Annotated in this window: 18 protein-coding genes; 11 read left to right on the forward strand and 7 right to left on the reverse strand. The window is 60.5% G+C overall.

Annotation, left to right across the window (positions count from 1 at the left end; all coding sequences use genetic code 11):
- Positions 1–160 precede the first annotated feature (160 nt).
- Both H4I99_RS02680 and H4I99_RS02685 read left to right on the forward strand, forming a co-directional pair.
- Positions 161–3,325: an autotransporter domain-containing protein gene (locus H4I99_RS02680; protein ID WP_163904337.1), complete on the forward strand. Its 3,165-nt coding sequence runs from the start codon at positions 161–163 to the stop codon at positions 3,323–3,325.
- 164 nt (positions 3,326–3,489) lie between these two features.
- Positions 3,490–4,275: a DeoR/GlpR family DNA-binding transcription regulator gene (locus H4I99_RS02685; RefSeq protein WP_163904339.1), complete on the forward strand. Its 786-nt coding sequence runs from the start codon at positions 3,490–3,492 to the stop codon at positions 4,273–4,275.
- Between the two features lie 24 nt (positions 4,276–4,299).
- Here the strand turns inward: H4I99_RS02685 and H4I99_RS02690 are convergent, their stop codons facing one another.
- Entirely contained in the window at positions 4,300–5,706 is a 1,407-nt protein-coding gene (locus H4I99_RS02690; RefSeq protein WP_163904341.1) for an FAD-binding oxidoreductase, read from the reverse strand.
- A gap of 336 nt (positions 5,707–6,042) precedes the next feature.
- On the opposite strand from H4I99_RS02690, the gene H4I99_RS02695 reads away from it, so the two are divergent.
- From H4I99_RS02695 to H4I99_RS02710, 4 genes are all read left to right on the forward strand, one after another.
- On the forward strand, positions 6,043–7,050 hold the full coding sequence (locus H4I99_RS02695; RefSeq protein WP_163904343.1) for a magnesium transporter CorA family protein: 1,008 nt from the start codon (positions 6,043–6,045) through the stop codon (positions 7,048–7,050).
- Between the two features lie 301 nt (positions 7,051–7,351).
- A complete protein-coding gene (locus tag H4I99_RS02700; RefSeq protein ID WP_163906196.1) occupies positions 7,352–9,016 on the forward strand; it encodes an electron transfer flavoprotein-ubiquinone oxidoreductase in 1,665 nt (554 codons plus the stop codon).
- A 191-nt stretch (positions 9,017–9,207) separates the two neighbouring features.
- Positions 9,208–9,954, forward strand: a complete 747-nt coding sequence (locus tag H4I99_RS02705) for a pentapeptide repeat-containing protein (RefSeq protein WP_163906198.1) — start codon at positions 9,208–9,210, stop codon at positions 9,952–9,954.
- Positions 9,955–10,102: 148 nt separating this feature from the next.
- Entirely contained in the window at positions 10,103–11,209 is a 1,107-nt protein-coding gene (locus tag H4I99_RS02710) for a branched-chain amino acid aminotransferase (RefSeq protein WP_163904345.1), read from the forward strand.
- A 33-nt stretch (positions 11,210–11,242) separates the two neighbouring features.
- Here the strand turns inward: H4I99_RS02710 and H4I99_RS02715 are convergent, their stop codons facing one another.
- Positions 11,243–12,031: an AraC family transcriptional regulator gene (locus H4I99_RS02715; protein WP_163904347.1), complete on the reverse strand. Its 789-nt coding sequence runs from the start codon at positions 12,029–12,031 to the stop codon at positions 11,243–11,245.
- 93 nt (positions 12,032–12,124) lie between these two features.
- Between H4I99_RS02715 and H4I99_RS02720 the strand changes: the two genes are divergently transcribed.
- Positions 12,125–13,057 carry a DMT family transporter gene (locus H4I99_RS02720; RefSeq protein ID WP_244624847.1) on the forward strand — a complete coding sequence of 311 codons (933 nt, stop codon included), beginning with the start codon at positions 12,125–12,127 and terminating at the stop codon, positions 13,055–13,057.
- A 44-nt stretch (positions 13,058–13,101) separates the two neighbouring features.
- Here H4I99_RS02720 and H4I99_RS02725 read toward each other — a convergent pair whose 3' ends face one another.
- Entirely contained in the window at positions 13,102–13,497 is a 396-nt protein-coding gene (locus H4I99_RS02725; RefSeq protein ID WP_163904349.1) for a DoxX family protein, read from the reverse strand.
- A 225-nt stretch (positions 13,498–13,722) separates the two neighbouring features.
- Between H4I99_RS02725 and H4I99_RS02730 the strand changes: the two genes are divergently transcribed.
- Positions 13,723–14,337 carry a L,D-transpeptidase gene (locus tag H4I99_RS02730; protein ID WP_163904351.1) on the forward strand — a complete coding sequence of 205 codons (615 nt, stop codon included), beginning with the start codon at positions 13,723–13,725 and terminating at the stop codon, positions 14,335–14,337.
- 13 nt (positions 14,338–14,350) lie between these two features.
- On the opposite strand, the gene H4I99_RS02735 is transcribed toward H4I99_RS02730, so the two are convergent.
- A complete protein-coding gene (locus H4I99_RS02735) occupies positions 14,351–15,256 on the reverse strand; it encodes a DMT family transporter (protein ID WP_163904353.1) in 906 nt (301 codons plus the stop codon).
- A gap of 126 nt (positions 15,257–15,382) precedes the next feature.
- On the opposite strand from H4I99_RS02735, the gene H4I99_RS02740 reads away from it, so the two are divergent.
- On the forward strand, positions 15,383–15,859 hold the full coding sequence (locus H4I99_RS02740; RefSeq protein WP_163904355.1) for an Lrp/AsnC family transcriptional regulator: 477 nt from the start codon (positions 15,383–15,385) through the stop codon (positions 15,857–15,859).
- 23 nt (positions 15,860–15,882) lie between these two features.
- Here the strand turns inward: H4I99_RS02740 and H4I99_RS02745 are convergent, their stop codons facing one another.
- On the reverse strand, positions 15,883–16,899 hold the full coding sequence (locus H4I99_RS02745) for a zinc-binding alcohol dehydrogenase family protein (RefSeq protein WP_163904356.1): 1,017 nt from the start codon (positions 16,897–16,899) through the stop codon (positions 15,883–15,885).
- Positions 16,900–17,022: 123 nt separating this feature from the next.
- Between H4I99_RS02745 and H4I99_RS02750 the strand changes: the two genes are divergently transcribed.
- Positions 17,023–17,445 (forward strand): winged helix-turn-helix transcriptional regulator, encoded by a 423-nt coding sequence (locus H4I99_RS02750; RefSeq protein WP_163904358.1) that lies wholly within the window; start codon positions 17,023–17,025, stop codon positions 17,443–17,445.
- A gap of 11 nt (positions 17,446–17,456) precedes the next feature.
- On the opposite strand, the gene H4I99_RS02755 is transcribed toward H4I99_RS02750, so the two are convergent.
- Complete coding sequence (locus tag H4I99_RS02755; protein ID WP_425314355.1) at positions 17,457–18,629, reverse strand: MFS transporter; 1,173 nt, start codon at positions 18,627–18,629, stop codon at positions 17,457–17,459.
- A gap of 339 nt (positions 18,630–18,968) precedes the next feature.
- On the opposite strand from H4I99_RS02755, the gene H4I99_RS02760 reads away from it, so the two are divergent.
- Complete coding sequence (locus tag H4I99_RS02760; RefSeq protein ID WP_163904362.1) at positions 18,969–19,874, forward strand: diacylglycerol/lipid kinase family protein; 906 nt, start codon at positions 18,969–18,971, stop codon at positions 19,872–19,874.
- A 19-nt stretch (positions 19,875–19,893) separates the two neighbouring features.
- On the opposite strand, the gene H4I99_RS02765 is transcribed toward H4I99_RS02760, so the two are convergent.
- Complete coding sequence (locus H4I99_RS02765) at positions 19,894–21,252, reverse strand: glutamine synthetase family protein (RefSeq protein WP_163904364.1); 1,359 nt, start codon at positions 21,250–21,252, stop codon at positions 19,894–19,896.
- Between the last annotated feature and the right edge of the window lie 175 nt (positions 21,253–21,427).

A 21,427-nucleotide genomic window follows, 5' to 3' on the forward strand; every position in this document is an offset into this window, starting at 1 on the left:
ATTGGCGAACGGGAAGAAGCCCGGTTCTGAATGAGAAATATTTCGTCACGGTGATTAAATGTCAAAAAAGTATCATTTTAATATGCGAAATGCTCACCCCCACGTTCTTCGGCGAAGCCTTGGAGCCTTGCTCTGCGGGGCGGCTTTTCTGGGGGCTGCCATGGTTCCCGCTCATGCTGCTGACGATGGCACCTTGCGCCTTCTCTCCCTCAACATCTGGAACAAGTTCAAGCAGACGCCGGCAGTAACCGGCGATTTCATGATCAACGGCAACTGGGATGTGCTGATGTTCCAGGAGGCCAACGGCAGTAGATATGTGTCGGATATTCCCGGCATACTGAAGGATGCCGGTCTTGGCACCTATGGCGGCAATCTCGTAGGCGATGTCGGGATCATCTCCCGTCTTTCGGGAACCTACGGAAGCTATCAGGCTCCGGGACTCAGCACGCAGGGGCGCTATGTCAGCTACCAGATAATCGACGGCGAAGCCGGAAGGCCGATGACAACTGTCGGCACCGTCCATCTGGACTATAGCGACGAGGCGACCAAGCGGGTTGCCGAGGCCAAGGCACTCAATGCCTGGGCGAAGACGCAAACCAATCCCCTGATCATCTCGGGCGACTTCAATGCCGGTGACGTTTCCGAGCGTGGGCTTCACTCCAAGAGCCAGCAGGAACTCCTGTTGCGTATCTATACCAAGAGCCCGAACAGCTTCTACTACAGTCTCCTCGAGCAATATGCGAAGGACAAGACGGCTCTGGACCAGTTTATCGCCGACTGGCGCGGAAAGGGATCAGCGGCAATCGATGCTGCCACAATCCCTTCGGATCTGTTTGCCGATGAGACCTATCCCGTCGCCGGCAACACGCCACAGACGATGAACGTTCTCAAAAAGCAGTTCATGCTGCTGCAGACGGATGAGGAGCGTGAACAGTTTGCGCCGCATGAACTCAACGACGGCAGCGCCACATGGCCGTCGGCCGGTGAAGATGCGACCAACACCTGGGGCAGCTGGCACCGGGTCAAGATCGACCATTTTCTGGCATCGCGGCCCTTCGGCAAGTGGTACACGATTGCCGACGATCCGAACGACCCCTATCTCGGAGTCATCAAGGATGTCTATGTCACTAAGCCTGATGGCTCGACCACGCCTCTGTCCGACCACGAACCGGTCGCTCACGAATTCCGATGGATTGGCCCCGTCCTCGAGACCTACAAGGAAACGGTCAGCGGCGTCGATGTCGACAAGACGCGGATTGTCTGGAGCGAAGATGCCAATACCTTCCGTGAAAACGGCAAGCAGTTTTACCTGACGCGCAACAACATGCGGCAGGACGTCTATCTCGGCCAGGTTTCCGACGAAAACGGCATGCCGATCCTGATGGGTCTGACCGATGCCGAAAAGAAGACGCTTCTCGACTGCAAGAGTACGGATGCACGTTTCCAGCAGGCAATCGCCGAATACTGCATCGATGATCACAGCTTCATCGGCGAGACACTCATCACGGATGGCGGCATGGTCATCGTCGACGAAGACGCCGCTCTCGGCACCTCTGCCGCGGACCTTCGTCTCGACAACGGTACACTGCAGATCGCCGGAACGGCCATGACCTCGCTCGACCGCTCTGTGATCCTTGAAGCCGGCGGTGGCACGATCGACATCAACGCCCCCTCCAACAAGGTGACGATCGCCCGCGAGATTTCCGGAACGGGCGCGTTCACCAAGGCCGGCGCGGGCACGCTGAACCTAACCGCCGACAACAGCTATACCGGCGAGACCATCGTTGCCGGTGGCCGTCTGGCGGTCAATGGTTCGATCGAGGATTCGGTCCTGACCACTGTCCTGAGCGGCGGCATCCTCGGCGGCAACGGCGCGGTTGGCGATCTCGTCGTCGAAGCCGGCGGTACGGTTGCCCCGGGCAATTCCATCGGCCGCCTGAACGTTGCCGGTGACGTTACCTTCGAGAAGGGCTCGACCTACGAGGCCGAGGTCGATGGCAGCGGCAACGCCGACATGATCTCTGCCACCGGTTCGATCTTCATCAACGGCGGTTCGCTCTACTTCATCGCTGCAGGTAGCGGCTATGATCCGGCGACGGATTACACCATCCTGTCCGCCGGTACGGGGATCACGGGCCGGTTCGACAGTGTCGGTTCGGATTACGCCTTCCTGTCTCCGGATATGCTCTACACTCCGACGGGCGTTACCCTGCGGCTCGAGCGCAACGACATCGACTTCGGCAGCGTCGCTACCACGCGCAACCGCGTCGCCACCGCCGGCGGTATCGAAAGCCTCGGCACTGGCAATGCCCTCTACTCTGCGGTTCTGCGGCTTGATGCGGCCACCGCCGACGAAGCCTTCCATCAGGTATCGGGCGAAATGTATCCCTCGATCGCCGGTGCGCTGGCCGATGACAGCCGCTTTGTCCGTGATGCTGTCGAACAGCGTTTAAGCGGCATGGAAGCGGTAACCGGCATAGCCGGCCAGCCGGGCGAGGATGCTTCAGGATATCAGGCCTGGAGCCAGGGCTTCGGCTCCAAGGGTTCTACCGACGGCAGCGGCGTCGATCAGCTCGACCGCAGCACCGGTGGTCTGCTGATGGGTATCGACACCATGGTGACGGAAGACCTGCGCCTTGGCATCCTCGGCGGCTACGGCCGGTCCTCCTTCTCGCAGAGTGGTCAGCCTGCCTCTGCCGATGCCGACAGCTACATCCTCGGCTTCTACGGCTCCACCCAGTTCGATGCCCTGCGCCTGAGCTTCGGCGGCAGCTATGGTTGGAACTCGATCGAGGCCGACCGTGACATCTCCTTCGGCAATTTCACCGACAGCCTGAAGGCCGATTACGATGCTGCGACCGCCCAGATCTTCGGCGAAGCTGCCTATCGCATGCAGCTTGGCGATGCGTTGTTCGAGCCCTTCGCCGGTCTGGCCCAGGTCCACGTCTCGACGGATGGCTTTACCGAAGACGGCGGTGCTGCCGCACTCTCCGTCGACGACGCCACCTACAACGTGACCTTTGCCAATATCGGTCTGCGTGCAGCCACCTCGTTCGATGTCGGCGGCACCGTGGTTCGCCTCAAGGGGCAGGCATCCTGGCGTCACGCCTTCAGCGACAACGCCCCGGATGCCTCGATGGCGCTCGCTGGCGGTTCTGTGTTCGATATCCAGGGTGCTTCCGCCAGCCGTGATACGGCCGTCGTCAAGGCCGGTGTCGACTTCGATGTCGCGAAGAACTCGTCGGTCTCCGTCAACTACGTCGGCGAATTCGCCGCCGGAGGCGCAGATCACGGCGTCAATGCCGGTTTCAAGCTGAAGTTCTGATTTGAAACAGCCATCTTGAAAAGCGAAGGCGGGTCACGGCCCGCCTTCGTTGTTTCTGTTGGTGAAGCACGGCAGTTGCTTGCATTTTGCCGGCGATATGTTTCCCTCGCGGTAGATCGAAATCCGGGTAGGGGCGGACGCAGCCGGAGGGTACGAAAAAGACAATGGATAAAAAGACACGCCGTCAGGAAAGCCTGATGAAGCATCTTGAGCAGTACCGCTACATCTCGCTCGAGGAGATAGCCACGCGGTTTTCCGTGACCACGCAAACGGCACGGCGGGATATTCAGGATCTCGAAATGGCCGGTAAGGTACGCCGGCTGCATGGCGGTGCAACGATCTCCCATCCGATCGATCCCGGCGTCCTCCTGGCCCGGCGCGTCGAGAACGCCGAGGCCAAGGAGAGGATCGGCGCTGCCGTCGTCCAGCGGATCAAGGACGGTTCGGCAATCTTCATCGATACCGGCACGACCTGTGAGGCCGTCGCTCGCGCTCTTCTGGGGCACAAGGGGCTCCGGGTCGTGACTTACAGTCTGCGTGTTGCGACTGTTCTCAGCGAAGGTGCGGATTTCACCGTCGCCGTGCCGGGCGGTTTCGTGCGCCGGGTGGATGGCGGCGTATTCCGTCAGGACACGCCTGAATTCATCAGCAGGTTCAAGTTCGATACCGCGATCATCTCGGTGAGCGGCATTGATTCCGCAGGCGATATCGGCGATGACGACCATGCTGAAGTGGCGGCCGTTCAGGCTGCCATGAAACAGGCGGAAACCATCATCCTTGCCGTCGACAGCAGCAAGTTCGGCCGCCGCGCTCTGGTGAAGCTCGGCGGACTGGCCGATATCCACGAACTGGTTTGCGACGCGCTCCCCGATGCCGATCTCTTGCGCAAGCTCAACGATGCAGGCGTGCGCCTGCTGGTCGCGAACGGATCATCGCAGGGCACAAGGTGATACCGGGGAGCGCGCCCGAAAGGCTCAGGCGAAGGGGACCTTGCCGGGGTTGAAAATCCCCTTCTGATCGATGGCCTGCTTGATCGTGCGAGCCAGCGCTTGCTTTTGCCGCGAGACATTGCTCTCGTAGCCGTGACGCTTTTCGAAGCCGACGCCATGCTCGGCGGAGAAACTGCCTCCGGCTTCCTGAACGCCCGAATATATCGCATCCTCCACGGCCAGCAGTTCGGCTTTCGGTAGCGGTCCCCGCTTGATCAGTGTGAGATGCAGGTTGCCGTCGGCGATATGGCCGTAGACATAGGCATCATAGGTCGGGTCTATGGCTCTCAGCCGTGCGTGAAGACCGGCGACATAGGTATCCAGACCGGTTGGCGGCACCGAGATGTCGAAGGAGGGCGCGTCGGGGATGTCGGCATAATAGAAGCCGGAATCCTCACGGATATCCCAGAATTTCCGTGCCTGATCGAGCGACTGGGCGATGACCCCGCCCTTGAGGCCGACGGCCTCCCACAGAGTTTCGAGGCCTTCCTCCAGCACTCCGGTCGCCTGCTCCACCGTTTCGCCAGAAACCTCGATTAGCAAGGCAGCTGCATCGTCTTCCAGCCACGACAGGTCGAAGCTCTTTAGCTTTGCATGGTCGCGGATATAGCGTGGCCACATCATTTCCGCTCCCTCCAGCGTAACGGTTGGCTGTGAGCGGAAATGCCGGATGACCGAGAGCGCCGCTGTCGCATCGGAGACCCCGATGAAGGCCGTAGCGCGGTGAGGGCGAATGGGCTCCAGCTTCAGCACGACCCTGGTGACAAAGCCGAAGGCGCCTTCGCCTCCGATGAACAGGTGCTTGAGATCCGGCCCGGCCGAAACCTTCACCACCCGCGTCATGTCCGAATAGATTTCGCCCCACGGCAGGATTGCTTCCAGCCCGAGAACCTGATGGCGCATGACGCCGTTGCGAAAGGCGAGGATGCCGCCGGCATTGGTGGAGACCATGCCGCCGATGGTGGCGGTGCCGCGCGAGCCGAGGTCGATCCCGGTCGTCAGTCCGTGGGGGGCCACTGCCTGCTGCAGCGCCTCGAGCGCCACGCCCGCCTCGACCTCCACCGTCATTTCGTCGGCATGAACCACCAGGATGCGGTTCAGCCGCGAAGAGGAGAGGATCACCTCGCCGGCATGACTGACATTGCCCCCGACGAGTCCGGTGAGGCCGCCCTGCGGCACGATCGCCACGTTGTTTTCTGCGCACCAGCGAACAAGCGCCGCGGCCGCTTCGCTCGATCCCGGCTGGGCCATGACGCCGCCCGCGAAATTGTCGGGATGCTCACCCGGATGCCGTCCGGCAAGTTCCGAAGGACCGAGAATGGCGAGCTCGGGATGTATCCCGGACAGGCGTTCAGCGAGGTCGGTTGGCGAGAGGTGGGGAGCGGCTGGCATGATGGCGAAATCCGGATGATTGGCCTCCCAGGGGAGAGAGGCGGAACTGTCTCGATTGCCATGCACCCAAGGAACTTTTTTGGCAAGCATAGGCGGGCTCGGTCCTGCGGGCTTGCCTTCCTTCGTTAAACTTTCGCAATGCGGCATTTTCGGCTTGATCCGGCCGCGATTTAGGATCATCTGATCTGCGTCGCGACAGGATCGCATCTCAATCCGAGGTTACCGTAATGGATCCTTCCAGTCGAAGTTCGAACCAAGTCCGCCGTCCCGTCCGGTAACAGGTCCGTTCTTCGCGCCTGCTCCGGATGGCTGAAAAAGCCCTGAAGGAGCATGTCCATGCTGCGCATCTATCTCCGCGAAGCAGAACGCCTTGTTCTGCGCAATGATTCCGAAATCGCCTCCGCTCAAACCGCCGTCCCCGAGGTTGCCGCCCCGGTTCTCTGGTATGACCTCGTAAGCCCGACCTCGGCCGAAAGCCGGCATGTCGAACAGGCCCTTCGCCTTTCCATCCCGACCCGCGACGAGATGGAGGAGATCGAGCTTTCTGCCCGTCTTTATCAGGAGGATGGCGCCGAGTTCATGACGCTGACGGCGCTGACCAATCTCGACAGTGGCGAGCCGATGAAGACCCCCGTCACCTTCATTCTTAAAGGCACGACGCTGGTCACGGTTCGCTACGCCGATCCGAAGCCCTTCCTCGCCTTCGTGCATCGGGCACTGCGCGTCAATGCCCAGGGCTACAGCTGCGGCGAGGAGGTCATGATCGGCGTGATCGAGTCCATCGTTGACCGTATGGCGGATGTGCTGGAGCGGATCGGCAACGAGATCGACGGCATCTCGCGCGAGGTGTTCCGCAGCAAGTCGGCATCATCCACGAAAAAGACCCAGAATTTGCAGTCGCTGATCGAACAGCTCGGGCAGAAGGGCGACTTCCTGAGTGGCGTCCGTGAAAGCCTTGTCAGCATCTCTCGCCTGGTTGCCTATCATGCCGCGCTAGAGACACAGCAGCGCAAGCCGAGCAAGGAAGTCCGCCAGCGGGTGAAGATGGTCCAGCGCGATGCATCGTCGCTCGGCGATCATGCCGCTTTCCTGTCCGGCAAGGTCAATTTCCTGTTGGATGCGACGCTCGGGCTCATCAATCTCGAGCAGAACCAGATCATCAAGATCTTCACGGTGGCTTCGGTGGTCTTCCTGCCGCCGACGCTGGTCGCTTCGGTCTATGGCATGAACTTCGAATCCATGCCGGAGCTGCGATGGGACATCGGCTATCCCTGGGCAATGATGCTTATGGTGGCCTCCGCTGCCCTGCCGTTCCTCTATTTCAAGCGTCGCGGCTGGCTGTAACGTCAGGCAAGGTCGGGTATCAGGGAAGGGGCGCAAGGAATGAGCGGCCCTTTCCATAGACGCACTCATTCTCCGTTTTCGATGCTGCCCACCGGGGATGAGGCGCTCGATCCGCGATGCAGCGTGTCAGGATAACGCAATGCCATTAATTGACGTGAACGTAAACGGAAAATATTCTAGTGAAGAATGACCCCATACCATAATTTCGGGCCAGAGCTTGTCGCATCCCGGCTCGACAAGGCGCGTGTGTTTTGACAATGAAGAAACCGAATAAAAGGGGATCGGTCGAGCGGAGAGAATGATGAGCGAAACGATGGAACTGCCCGAACGCGAAAGCATGGAATTCGACGTGGTGATTGTCGGGGGAGGGCCTGCCGGTCTTTCGGCGGCGATCCGTCTGAAGCAGGTCAATCCGGACCTTTCCGTTGTCGTGCTGGAAAAGGGCGCCGAAGTCGGAGCCCATATTCTCTCGGGCGCGGTCGTTGACCCGATCGGTATCGACAGGCTGCTGCCGGACTGGCGTGGCGAGGCGGATCATCCGTTCAAGACACCTGTTACCGACGACCACTTCCTGTTCCTTGGCCCGGCCGGCTCGGTCCGCTTGCCGAATGCTTTCATGCCGCCGCTAATGAACAATCACGGCAACTACATTGTCTCGCTCGGCAACGTCTGTCGGTGGTTGGCGACCCATGCTGAAGCGCTGGGCGTCGAGATTTATCCGGGCTTTGCCGCGACCGAAGTGCTCTACAACGACGAGGGCGCCGTGATCGGTGTCGCGACCGGCGACATGGGTATCGAGAAGAACGGTGAGCCCGGCCCGAACTACACGCGCGGCATGGCGCTGCTCGGCAAATACGTCCTGATCGGCGAGGGCGTGCGCGGTTCGCTCGCCAAGCAGCTCATTGCAAAGTTTGATCTGCAGAAGGATCGCGAGCCGCAAAAATTCGGTATCGGCCTCAAGGAACTCTGGCAGGTCAAGCCGGAAAACCATAAGCCCGGCCTCGTGCAGCATTCGTTCGGCTGGCCGCTCGGTATGAAGACCGGAGGCGGCTCCTTCCTCTATCATCTCGAAGATAACATGGTGGCGGTCGGTTTCGTCGTCCACCTGAATTACAAGAACCCTTATCTCTTCCCGTTCGAGGAGTTCCAGCGGTTCAAGACCCACCCGGCCATCGCTCCGACCTTCGAAGGCGCAAAGCGCCTGTCCTACGGCGCCCGTGCGATCACCGAAGGCGGTTACCAGTCGGTGCCGAAGCTTTCCTTCCCGGGCGGCGCGCTGATCGGCTGCTCTGCCGGCTTCGTCAACGTTCCGCGCATCAAGGGGTCGCACAACGCCGTGCTCTCCGGCATGCTGGCTGCGGAAAAAATTGCCGAAGCTATCGCTGCCGGTCGCGCCAATGACGAGCCGGTTGAAATCGAGAACGAATGGCGTTCGACCGATATCGGCACGGACCTGAAGCGCGTTCGCAACGTCAAGCCGCTGTGGTCGAAGTTCGGTACCGCAATCGGCGTGGCTCTTGGCGGTCTGGATATGTGGACCAACCAGCTCTTCGGCTTTTCTGTCTTCGGTACGCTGGGTCACGGCAAGACCGACGCCCAGTCGCTGGAACCCGCCTCTCGGCACAAGAAGATCGACTATCCGAAACCGGACGGAGTATTGACCTTCGACCGCCTGTCGTCGGTCTTCCTGTCCAACACCAACCACGAGGAAGACCAGCCGGTCCATCTTCAGGTGAAGGACATCGCCCTGCAGAAGTCGTCCGAACTTGGCATCTTCGCCGGTCCATCGACGCGTTACTGTCCCGCGGGCGTCTACGAATGGGTCGAGAAGGATGGCGAGATGAACTACGTCATCAACGCCCAGAACTGCGTCCACTGCAAGACCTGCGATATCAAGGACCCCAACCAGAACATCAACTGGGTCCCGCCGCAAGGCGGTGAAGGCCCTGTTTATCCGAACATGTAACCTGCAGAAAAGGCGGTCCACCGGGCCGCCTTTTCTGCAACCCTCCTGCCGCGTCCAAGCCGATGATACGGTCACGCTTTGGAATTTGATCGACTGTCTCGCTTTCGCTGTTTTAATGGCGCTACAGTTTTCCTAGATAAAGAGGCATGGTGCGCGGTGTCGCGCTTCGGTGCTGGTTGCGGAGCGAAATGATGAAGATCCTCTTGGGCGGGCGATCGCCGACGGTACAAGCTGCAGCTTTGGCGGCGACGACGGTACTGCTTTCCATTGCCGTCGTAACCGGCAGCGCGAAGGCAGGTGACTGCCGGGGTTATGCCCAGCAGGGCGTGGACTGGAGCGGCTGCAAGAAGTCCATGCTCATCATCACGGAGAGCGAACTCGACGGCGCCAATCTCACCAATACCGATTTTTCTTTTACCGACCTTCGAGGTTCCTCGATGAAATCGGCCAACCTCGAAAAGGGCAAGCTGATCCGCGCGTCCTTTGTCGCAGCCCAGCTGGAAGGTGCCAATTTCAACAAGGTCGAGGCCTATAGAAGCAATTTCGCCCGCAGCAACGCTGACCGCGCCACATTCGTCAATGCCGAGGTCCAGCGAGCCGACTTTCGTGAGGCGCAATTGACGGGCACCGATTTCACCAAGGCCGAACTCGGTCGTGCCGATTTCCGCGGGGCGACGATTACCGGTAGCCGCTTCACCATGACCAATCTGGCGCGTGCGCGCCTGAATGACGCGGTCTTCACCGGGCCGCTCGATTTCCGTAACGCCTTCCTGTTGCTGACCCGTATCGAGGGGCTGGATCTTTCCAAGGCTACCGGGCTGGAGCAGGAACAGATCAATCTCGCCTGCGGCGACGCCTCCACCCGCCTGCCGTCCGGACTGGTCGCTCCTGCCGGCTGGCCATGTGCCGACGATCCGGACGATAGCAACGATCTGTAAGTGATCGCCGCATCTCGCTCAGCAGTTGCCCTGCAGCCGTTTGGTGTTGTCGTCGGGACTTTGCATGGGCGTCACGAAATGCCTTGAAAAATCCCGGCCGAAGCGGCAGTTTGCGCCACCTTAGAGATCAGTTGAAAGATCACCACTCATGCAAGCTGAAACGCCCCGCCTTACCTTCGATATCAAGCCGAATACCAATCCGATGCCCGAAGCCGATCGCCTGAAGGCGTTCGAAAATCTCGGCTTCGGCACGCTCTTCTCTGACCACATGGCGGTGATCCGTTGGAGCGAAGGCAAGGGCTGGCATTCCGCAGAGGTGACGGCGCGCGCGCCGTTCCCGATCGATCCGGCGTCCAGTGTTCTGCACTACGCACAGGAAATCTTCGAGGGCATGAAGGCCTATCGCACCTCTGATGGCCGCGCGGTCCTTTTCCGCCCCGAGCAGAATGCCCACCGTTTCAACGAATCCGCCCGTCGCATGGCCATGCCGGAACTCCCGGAAGAGGCCTTCCTCGAGGCCGTCGAAAAGCTGGTTCGTCTCGATGCCAAGTGGATCCCGAAGGGCGATGGCGCGAGCCTTTATCTGCGCCCCTTCATGTTCGCCAGCGAGAACTTCCTTGGTGTCCGTCCGTCAAAGGAATACATCTTCTGCGTCATCGCCTCTCCGGTCGGCCCTTACTTCAAGGGCGGCGCAAAGCCGGTCAGCATCTGGGTTTCCGAGCATTACACGCGTGCGGCTCCCGGCGGAACCGGCGCTGCAAAGTGCGGCGGCAACTATGCGGCCAGCCTTGTCGCGCAGGCAGAAGCCTATGCCAAGGGCTGCGATCAGGTCGTCTTCCTCGATGCTGCCGAGCATAAATGGGTCGAGGAACTCGGCGGCATGAACGTCTTCTTCGTCTTCGAGGATGGCTCCATCGTCACCCCGCCGCTCGGCGGTACGATCCTGCCGGGCATCACCCGCAAATCGCTAATCTCGCTTGCCCGCGAGGAAGGCGTTACCGTCCATGAGAAACCCTATTCCTTCGAGGAATGGAAAGCCGACGTCGCCAGCGGCAAGCTCAAGGAAGCATTTGCCTGCGGTACTGCCGCCGTGGTCGCGGCAATCGGTACCGTCAAATATCCGGAAGGCGAATTCCAGATCGGCGGCGGCCAGAACGGCCCTGTTACAACCAAGCTTCGCGATGCGCTCGTCGGCATCCAGCGCGGTCAGAGCAATGACCGGCATGGCTGGCTCCATGTGATCGACGGTATCTGAGATCGCCGTCCTATCGCGCTTGATTGAGGCCCGTTATTCCGACGGGCCTTTTTTCTGGCTGCTACGCATCTGCGATGGGCTTGCCCTGGTCAGTCGCCGGAACATGGCGATGAATGCCGAGGCATTGCCGTAACCCAGCCGGTGCGACACCGATTGCACGCTGTGTCCCTCTTCCAGCAGCGAAAGTGCGGTAACCAACTTTAACCGCTGCCGCCAGTCGTTGAGGGGCATGCCGAGAAGATCCTGTGCGCGGCGGGCGAGCGTCCGTTCCGTCGTGCCGGCGAAGCGGGCCCATTCCGCTGCCGACCGCTTGTCGCCAGGATCATCCTGCAGGGCCTGCAGTACCGGAGCGAGAAGCGGATCGTCGGTGGAAGGCAGGTAGTGCAGGACCCGCGGCGCGGATCGGACCTGATCTACGATCACCATGGCAAGTCGCAGATCGGCATCGGTTTGCGGATGCCTAACACCACGCGCATCGAAATCAGCGAAGATGGCTTTCAATAGAGGACTGAGAGCCAGGGTGCAGGGCTCGTCCGGCAGATCCGCGCAAAGCGTCGCCTCGATGTAGGCCGTGACATAACGGATATCGTGACGATTGAGGGCCTCATGGCGGAAGCCCGGCGGAATCCAGATGGCATAATGGGGCGGCGAGAGAAACGGGACCCCTTCGATGGTGATTTCAGAGACGCCTTCCAGTGCGTAGTTCAGTTCGGCCCAGGACTGACGGCGCGAGGGGAAGATGGTTCCCGCGCGATAATATTCCGTACGCAGGAAGACCGGCCGCGGCGGCTCCCCGTCGATATGGCCATACTGGACGGGCATGGCGTCTCCTCGCAATTGATTGGCTGATATTCGTTATATTGCGATATTTTGACATTTGCTAGAGAAAGCCGAGCGGAAGAATGCGAGGCAGTCATGGCGAAGTTTCAGCGACAGGTAAGTGAAGCACGCAGTGGGTTGCCGGCGGTGCCTGTGATGCTGGCGCTTGCCACAGTCATCATCTGGTCTGGCAACACCATTGTCAGCAAGGCGGCCATCGATGTCATTCATCCGGCCTCGATCTCTCTCTATCGCTGGGTGATCGCCTTTCTGGTGCTGATGCCCTTCGTGCTGCGCTCCGCTTGGAACGAACGCGAAATCACCCTGCGCTACGCTCCGAAACTGGCATTCCTCGGATTGATGGGCATGGTTGCCTATCAGAGCCTCGCCTACGAGGCGGCGAAGACCACGACTGCCGTCAACATGGGCGTGCTCATCGGCCTCATTCCCCTTGTATCGACCTTTCTGGCCGCGCTTATCGCGAACGAGAGGCTAACCGCGGCCCGTATTCTCGGCGGCATCGTGTCCTTCGTCGGTCTTCTCTATCTGACGGCGCGGGGAAATCTGACGACCCTCACGAGCGGTGGCGTGCATGTCGGCGATGCCTTGATGCTTGTCGCGGTCTTCTCCAGCGCGCTTTACGGCGTGCTGCTCAAGCGCTGGCGCATTCCGATTTCCACCTGGCTCCAACTCTGGTGGCAGATCGGAGCGGCTGTGGTCATCCTTCTGCCGTTCTGGCTGATGAGCGAGAAAAGCCAGTTGACGGTGGAAAACCTGCCGCTGGTTCTTTATGCGGCATTGCCGACATCGCTGCTCGGGCCGTTCATGTGGATGATCGCAGTGCGCGAACTCGGTGCGGCCCGGTCGTCGATGTTCTTCAATCTCTTTCCGGTGCTTGTCGCTGTTCTGGCGATGATCCTGCTCGGGGAGCGGTTGGAAAGCTTCCACTACATCGGTGGAGGCCTTGCCCTTGCCGGTGTGCTGATTGGACTTCGCCAGCCTGCAGGACGGCTTGCAGCCGGCGCGTAGCTATTGACCTGTTGGGGAAGCCCCCAGTTTCCCGCCCGCCAGCCTCACTTGCCTGCTTTCCACGCTGCAACCATTAGGCCGCCGATCACGGTGATATGCTCCATCACGACGTAGAACTCGACGGTCTTCAACGGCTCTTCCATGTTCCAGAATGTGTGGGCTATCGGAATGGTGAGTGCGGTGAAGACGCCGAGCGCGCCGGCACCGAGCCATGTCCAGCGATTGAGGATGACCAGAAGGGAGCCGGCGAGCTGCACGAATATGGTGGCGATGGCGAAGCTGGCCGGAGGGTTGAGGTCGAAATGCTGCATCTCCGAAACGGCGGCAGGGAAGTCGACAAGCTTGGATATGCCGCTGGCCCAGAATATGTAGGTCAACAGGATGCGAGCGACATAGCCGAACCATGTGCTCGCGGTCAGCGATGTAATGACACTGTTCATCTTGAGTCCCCCGCATGAACAGTGTCCGAGTGTGACCGAGTTTCGACGGTTGACAATAGTCACAATGGATGTGCTCTCAGGGGTTTTCGGGCTATTCGTGCGGTATCGTATGAAAATGCGTGCTGGGGCTGATCCCAGCGCTCCGTTATATCTTTCGCTTAACTCCGCATTAACCATGATTTCCTTAATTTGCCGTCATTCGACGAACACATTGAGGACATTAAAATGACGATTTCACGCCGCGGTCTGCTGATTGGATTGCCGCTGTTCGTGGCTGGTTGCCAGTCGGTTCCGAACCAGAAGGCGATGTATGGAGATCGTCCGGAAGAGCCTCATCCACTGAAGCAGATCCCGATCGACAAGATCAAGCCGGAATTGCGCCGGCAGGAAGTGGCCTACGCGACCACCGAAGCCGCAGGCACCGTTGTGGTCGATACGCCGGCTCGTCGTCTGTATTACGTTCTGGGCGAGGGGCGCGCCATGCGCTACGGCGTCGGCGTTGGCCGTAATGGCTATGCGCTGGCCGGTACTGCCTATATCGGCCGCAAGGCCGAATGGCCGACATGGACTCCGACCGCCAACATGCTTCGCCGTGATCCGGAAAAGAACATGAAATATGCCGGCGGCCTGCCGGGCGGCATCAATAATCCGCTCGGCGCTCGCGCCATCTATCTTTACCGCGGCGGTAACGACACCATGTTCCGCCTCCACGGCACCAACCAGCCATGGTCGATCGGCGAGGCGATGTCGTCCGGTTGCGTGCGCATGATGAACCACGATGTCATCGATCTTTACGAACGCGTCAAGGTCGGCGGACGAGTCGTCGTCATGCAGGCCTGAGGACCTGAAGGTATCAGGAGCGACGGGAGAGGATGCCGGTGGAAAGAAGCACACCGGCTCCCGTAACCAGTGTTGCCGCAATCGTCATCACCCCGAGAGGCTCGTCCAGCAGGACAGCGCCGCCAAGTGCTGCCGCAACCGGCGTGACGGCGGTATAGGCGGCAGCCTGCGTGCCGCCGAGTGCCCTGACGGCATTGCCGTAGAAAATTGTTGCCAGCAGACCTGACAATAGGCCCTGCGTCACCACCTGCAGGCCGGTCTCGCTTATTGGAGCCTCCAGCAGATGCGTACCGAAAAAGGGGATGAGCGCGAGGTTGATGATCGTCGACCAGACGCAGATCAGCGCACCCCCCTCATAGGCGGAAAGCCCCGAGTGCCGGAAGGCATGGGTGTAGACAGCCCAGAGCACTGCACCGATTGGCAGGATGACATAGCTCTTCCAGCTCAACGCGCCGGTAGAAAGACTGCCAAGCAGCAAAAGCACACCGCCGCAGAAGATGGCTGCCATGCCAAGCCGGCGCATGCGGTCCGGTCTTTCTCCAAGCAATACGATGCCGATTAGCGCGACCGCGAGAGGCATGACGCCCGGCAGCAGGACACCCGCGGCCGATGCAGGCGTTGCCTTCATGCCGAAGGCGACCACCTGAAAGAATGGTGCGCCGGAGCCCAGAACCATCAGGATCAACGGCAGCTTGGGCGTCTTTTTCGGCCAGAGCCCCGTCTTCAACCAGACAGGGGCAAGCACCAGAGTCGGTATGCCGTATCGCAGCAGGCTGAGATCGACGGAGGAAAGCGAAGTGCCGACACTGTGGCGCGTCGAAATCAGCCACGCAGCCCATATCAGGACCACTGACAGCGCCGATATGGCTCCGAGGCCGGCTGAAAGCGGAGGTCGGGTGGTGGTGCTGACGGTGGTCATGGTGGACTCTCCTGATGGGATGCATGAGGATAGCGCCAGATGGACGGGCGTGTCCTTGCCATTTGTGCTTGTGGAGTCCACTATATTGGCAGAAAATTGCGCTATGAAACTATAGTGGTGATAAATATGCCAAAACTCGACAAATTCGATCTGGCAATCCTTGAAGCCCTCCAGCAGGACGCCCGCGCGACCAATGTCGAGATTGCCGAGCGGGTGAACCTTTCGCCATCGCCCTGCCTTCGCCGGATACGGTTGCTGGAAGAGAGCGGCGTCATTCGTGGCTACCGTGCAGATATCGATCGCGGAACGGTCGGGTTGGATCTCACGGTCTTCGTGACCTTCAAGGTCGCCCATCACACGCGGGAACACGCCCATGCCTTTCAGCAGGCGCTCCAGGCGCTGCCCGAAGTCGTCGGCTGCTACATGATCTCCGGGAATTCCGATTTTCTTGCGGAAGTGGTGGTCGAAAACCTCGCGGCCTATGAGGCACTGCTGACCGACAAGCTGCTAGTTCTGCCGCATGTCACCGACATCCAGTCGAATTTCGCGATCCGCAGCGTCAAGACGAGCGGACCGCTGAAACTGCCGGCGGCGAAGGGTTAGCTCCGCCGCCGAGGTATCTTGCCTCAAAAGCCTTCAAGAACGACCTTGCCGGTGGTGCGGCCGCTTTCGATGAGCGCATGGGCCTTCTTGAGGTTTTCGGCGTTGATGGTCCCGAGCGTCTGCGACAGGGTCGTGCGGATCTTGCCCGCGTCGACGAGATCGGCGACGTGGTTGAGGAGCTTGTGCTGCTCGATCATGTCGGCGGTCTGGTGGACGGGACGGGCGAACATCATCTCCCAGTGGATGGAGACCGCCTTGCCCTTGAAGGGCATGATGTCGTAGCCGTCCTTCATGTCGTCGATCAGCACCACGCGGCCCTGCGGGGCGATCAGTTCGGCGATCTGCAGCCGGTGCTGCGCGCTGCCGGCGACGGAGAACACGAAGGCCGGGGCGCCGATACCAAGCGCCGCATATTCGGCGGCGAGCGGCTTCGAATGGTCGATCACATGATGGGCGCCGAGCGCCTTTGCCCATTCGGCGGATTCCGGCCGCGACGCGGTGGCGATTACAGTCAGGTCCGTCAGGGTGCGGGCAAGCTGGATGGCGATCGAGCCGACCCCGCCGGCACCGCCGGTAATCAGGATGGCATTGTTGACGCCGGGTACCTTGTCGGAAACCTTCAGCCGGTGAAAGATAGACTCATAGGCCGTGATTGCGGTAAGCGGCAGGGCGGCCGCTTCGGCAAAGCCAAGCGAGGAGGGCATCCGCCCAACGATCCGTTCATCGACCAGATGAAACTCGCTGTCGGTGCCGGGCCGGTTGATGGCGCCGGCATAGAACACCTTGTCGCCCGGCTTGAACAGCGTGACCATTTCTCCGGCCGCCTTGACGATGCCTGCGGCATCGAAGCCGAGGATGCGGTATTCGCCTTCCGGCGGCGTAGCGCCTGCGCGGACCTTGGTGTCGACCGGATTGACGGACACAGCCTTGACCTCGATCAGCAGGTCATGACCGGCCGCGACGGGTTCGGGCAGGGTAATGTCGAGAAGGGAAACGTCGGCCGAGATGGGGCCAGACTTCAGATAACCGACTGCGCGCATGGAAATCTCCTTGGGATTGTTAGCACGCCATCCAATTGATACATATGTTGCGACTTCGCAAGAATGCACATTTTCTGTCCGTAGCGACATAAAATGTATGTAGTATCAAAAAGGATACTGTAAATGTCCCGACCTCGCGCCAAGCTCACGAACAATTTTCCCGGCTGCCCCGTGGAATCCACGCTCAGTTTTCTGGATGGAAAATGGAAGGGCGTGATCCTCTACCACCTGATCACCTGTGGCACGCTGCGCTTCTCGGAACTGCAGCGCAAGCTGCAGAGCATCACCCAACGCATGCTGACCAAGCAGTTGAGGGAGCTGGAAGATAGCGGCATCGTTACGCGCACGGTTTTCCCGGTCGTGCCGCCGCGGGTCGATTACAGCCTGACGTCGCTCGGCCTTAGCCTGGAGCCGGTCATCCTGGCGCTCGAGCAATGGGGGCAGCGCCACGTCGTCTGCCGCAACGGCGCGAAATACGCGGTCGCGCCGGACGATCCGTCAAAGGAAGTGGAATTGAAGCGGCCTGAGGAACTGACCGCCGCCTGATCGCGCTGCAGTCAGGCGTTCGCCTGCGCAGTCGCCGGTGCCTTCCGCTCAAGCGCAATCGAGATCAGGAAGACCACGAGACCGAGAAGCGACAGCGCCGAGCCGACATATCCGGTGGCGCCGTAACCATAGCCATTGGCGATCACGAGGCCGCCGAGCCATGCGCCAAGCGCGTTGGCGATGTTGAAGGCGGAGTGGTTGGACGCGGCGGCAAGTGTCTGGGCATCGGCCGCGACGTCCATCAGCCGGGTCTGTACGGCAGGGCAGGCGGCAAAGCCGCAGCCGGTGAGGAAGACGCAGATGCACAACATAACCGGATCGGCCGCCGTCAGAGAGAAGATCGCCATAAGCACGACGTTGAATGCCAGCATGCAGCCGATCGTGCCCTTCAACGAATAGTCCGCCATGCGCGACCCGACGACGTTTCCGACATTCATGCCGATCCCGAACAGCGCCAGGACGATCGCCACCATGCTGGCCGGCATGCCGGCGGTATCGGTGGTGGTCTTGGCGATATAGCTGAAGATCGAGAACATGCCGCCGAAGCCAACGGCTGCCACCGCGAGCGTCAGCCAGACCTGCAGTCGGGCGAATGCGCCGAGTTCACGTCGGATGCTCGCGCCTTCCGCCACCTTGTCCTTGGGTAGGTAGAGCGCGATCAGCAACACTGTCAGCGCGCCGATGGCGCCGACCATGAAGAAGGCAGAGCGCCAACTCATCTGCTGGCCGATAAAGGTCGCGATCGGCGTACCGATCAGGGTGGCGATGGTGAGGCCGAGCATGACGCGTCCGACGGCGCGCGCGCGCCTATGCGGGGGCACCATGGAGGCCGCAACAAGGGCTGCCACGCCAAAATAAGCGCCGTGGGGCAACCCGGTGATGAAGCGCAGCGCCGTGAAGCTCCAGAAACCCGGAGCCAGCGCCGACAGGATGTTGCCGAGGGCAAAGACACCCATCAGGGCGAGAAGCAACGTCTTGCGAGGCAGTTTCGCCGCCAGTACCGCGATGATCGGTGCGCCGACGACGACGCCCAGCGCATAGGCGGTAATGACCGTGCCTGCATCGGGAACGCTGACGCCGTAGGTGGTCGCCACATCCGGCAGCAGGCCCATGATGACGAATTCGCCGGTGCCGATGCCGAAGCCGCCTGCGGCAAGCGCAATCTCGATCAGCAGCACCATCATCGGCGTCAGCGCAGGCGAGGCCTGATCGCGGTCCGATGACGAGGAGGGCAGGGCGGTACAGTCGGTCATGGAACCACCTTCAACGGACGACGCGTCGCGGTCCTGTCAACGGATATGAAACTGGAGGGTGAGAGATTGCCGGGAAATACGACACTTCTCTGCGAAGTATGATTTGACACTTATCATGCATTTGTGCGTTGCCGCAAAGGGCTTTCACGCTGTCGCTTGAATTTTGCCCGCCGTCTCACGATTTCTCGTCTGGAAGAAACCATTGGCCCGCATGGGCGTTGCATCCCAACGGCGGCGCAGCATGCCGGGCGACACGGTGATCGAGGGAAAATGAAGGTCAGGGCGGTTTTCAATCGGGATGGCGGTACGTTTAAGACGACCGACATGAAAGAGTATTGTGCCCGCGCGACTGAGGCGTTTCGTGCCGCGGGACACGAAGTCAAATGTACCGTCGTTGCCGGATCGGAAATACTGAAGGCCCTGCAAAGCGCCGCCGGCGAACCCGGGGTGGAAGCGCTGGTTGCAGGCGGCGGCGACGGTACAGTTTCGACGGCGGCTGGGATTGCCTGGAAGGAAGGCCTTCCGCTCGGCGTCATCCCCGCCGGCACGATGAATCTCTTTGCCCGATCGCTGAAGATACCGCTTGATATTCACGCCGCGCTCCCTGCGCTGGCGACTGGAACTGTTCAGCCGGTCGATATTTCGACCGCTAACGGAAAGCCATTCGTTCACCAGTTTTCCGCAGGCATGCATGCACGCATGGTGCGTATGCGAGACTCGATGAACTATGCTTCCCGCTTGGGAAAGATGCGGGCAAACGTGCGTGCGGCTTTCGGTGTCATGCTGAAGCCTCCTCGATTTGAAGTGATCTTCGACATGGATCACGATGGTCGCGGCGAGCATCGCGTGGTGTCGGCGATCTCGGTCTCCAACAATCCCTTCGGCAAGAATCCACTGTTCTTTGCAGACGATCTGACGAGCGGCAAGCTCGGCGTTTATCTCACCGATCCTTTGGAGACGGCGGGCGTCGTCAGACTGGCGGTCGATATCCTGCGCGGGCGGCTGAAGGATAACGAGTCCGTCACCGCCGCGACCGCCGAGGTCGTGAGGCTGCATTTTCCCAAACGTCGCCATGGCGCGCTATGCGTCATGGACGGCGAACTCCTGCATATGCCGCGCGACGTCGAACTGCGACAGCACCCCGGCGAGTTGAAGGTACTCGTCCCGAGTATGTGAGCAGTTATCTGTCCGGTCCTCAGATGCGCGGCAGGTAGGTCTGGTAGTCGAAACTCGAGACGGTGCGCAGGAAGGCGATAGCTTCCTTGCGCTTGGTATCGCCGTAGATCCGCTGGTATTCGGCGCCGAAGATATCCGCGATGAACGACGAAGCCCTGAAACGGTCGACCGCCGTCAGGAAGTCGTGGGTTAGGATCTCAGGATTTTCCGGCGCGGTGTCAGGGCTGGTGACCGGACCCGGATCGAGTGTTTCGTCGAGGCCGAGCAGCATGCCGCCGAGGATTGCCGCAAGCAGCAGATAGGGGTTGGCATCCGCACCGGCGACGCGGTGCTCGATGCGAGCGGCGGGACCATCCTTATCCGGGATGCGGATTGCCGTGCCTCGATTGCCGAAACCCCAGTCGATCTTGTCGGGCGCAAACGAACCCGGCTGGAAGCGGCGGAACGAGTTGGCGAAGGGAGCGAAGACGAGCTGGGCTTCCTGCATGGTCTTCAACATGCCGGCGGTGATCGACTTCAGCTTCACCGGATCGCCGCCCTTGGCGTCGAGGATATTCTTGCCGTCTTTATCGATGATCGACGCATGCACGTGCAGGCCGGAGCCCGCCTGATCGCCATACGGCTTTGCCATGCAGGTGGCTTTCAGGCCATGACGGCGCGCGGCGAAATCGACCACCCGCTTCAGGTAGATGCAGTCGTCGGCCGCCGCCAGCGCATCAGGCCGGTGCAGGAGGTTGACCTCGAACTGGCCGGGGCCGAATTCGGCGGTGGTGGCATCGGCCGGCAGTTCCATCTCGTCGCAGTAGCGGCGCACCGTATCGAGATAGGCTTCCATCGCGGCGGTTGCGCGCATGTCGTAGAGCTGGAAGCCTTCGGCTTCACCTTGCATCACCAGTTCCTTCGGCGGCATCGGCTTGCCGGTTTCCCGGAAGTCCGGCTGCACGACGTAGAATTCAAGCTCCGTGGCCACAACGGGGGTAAGGCCACGTTCCTCGTAGCGCTTCAGCACGTTGGCGAGGATTGCGCGCGGGCAGATGTAATGCGGGTTGCCGTCCAGCGTATGCATGGTGGCCAGTACCTGCTTCGAACCGGCCGGGCCCCAGGGAAGGGTGGTCAGCGAGCGCTTGTCGGCAACACAAATGCCATCGGGATCGCCAAGGGTCAGTGAGATGCGGGTGATGTCGTCATTGTCGTCGCCCCAGATGTCGAGCGACTGTGTGGAGGCCGGAAGGCGGACCGCATTTTTCCAGACTTTGTCCTCGGCCTTTATTGGGACCATCTTGCCGCGCAGGTCGCCGTTCATGCCGACGAGCAGAACTTCGATGCGCGCAGACGGATCGGCTGCGGAGTTTGAGGCGGCCTTGGACAAATCAGTCATGAAAAATGCTTCTCGCTGGCGAATTGAGGGGCGATTTGGCCGCAGGAAGTGGGAAATCGACGCCCTTGCCAAACGCATTTTGGAAGGTCATGTTCGTAGCCGATAAACTTCCGCCTTTCAATCAGGCAAGGTAGACGACCCCGCGGACCGGCCTTTACGGGCTCATCCAGCTCCG

This window comes from Paenirhizobium daejeonense (assembly GCF_014280875.1).
Classification (GTDB): domain Bacteria; phylum Pseudomonadota; class Alphaproteobacteria; order Rhizobiales; family Rhizobiaceae; genus Allorhizobium; species Allorhizobium daejeonense.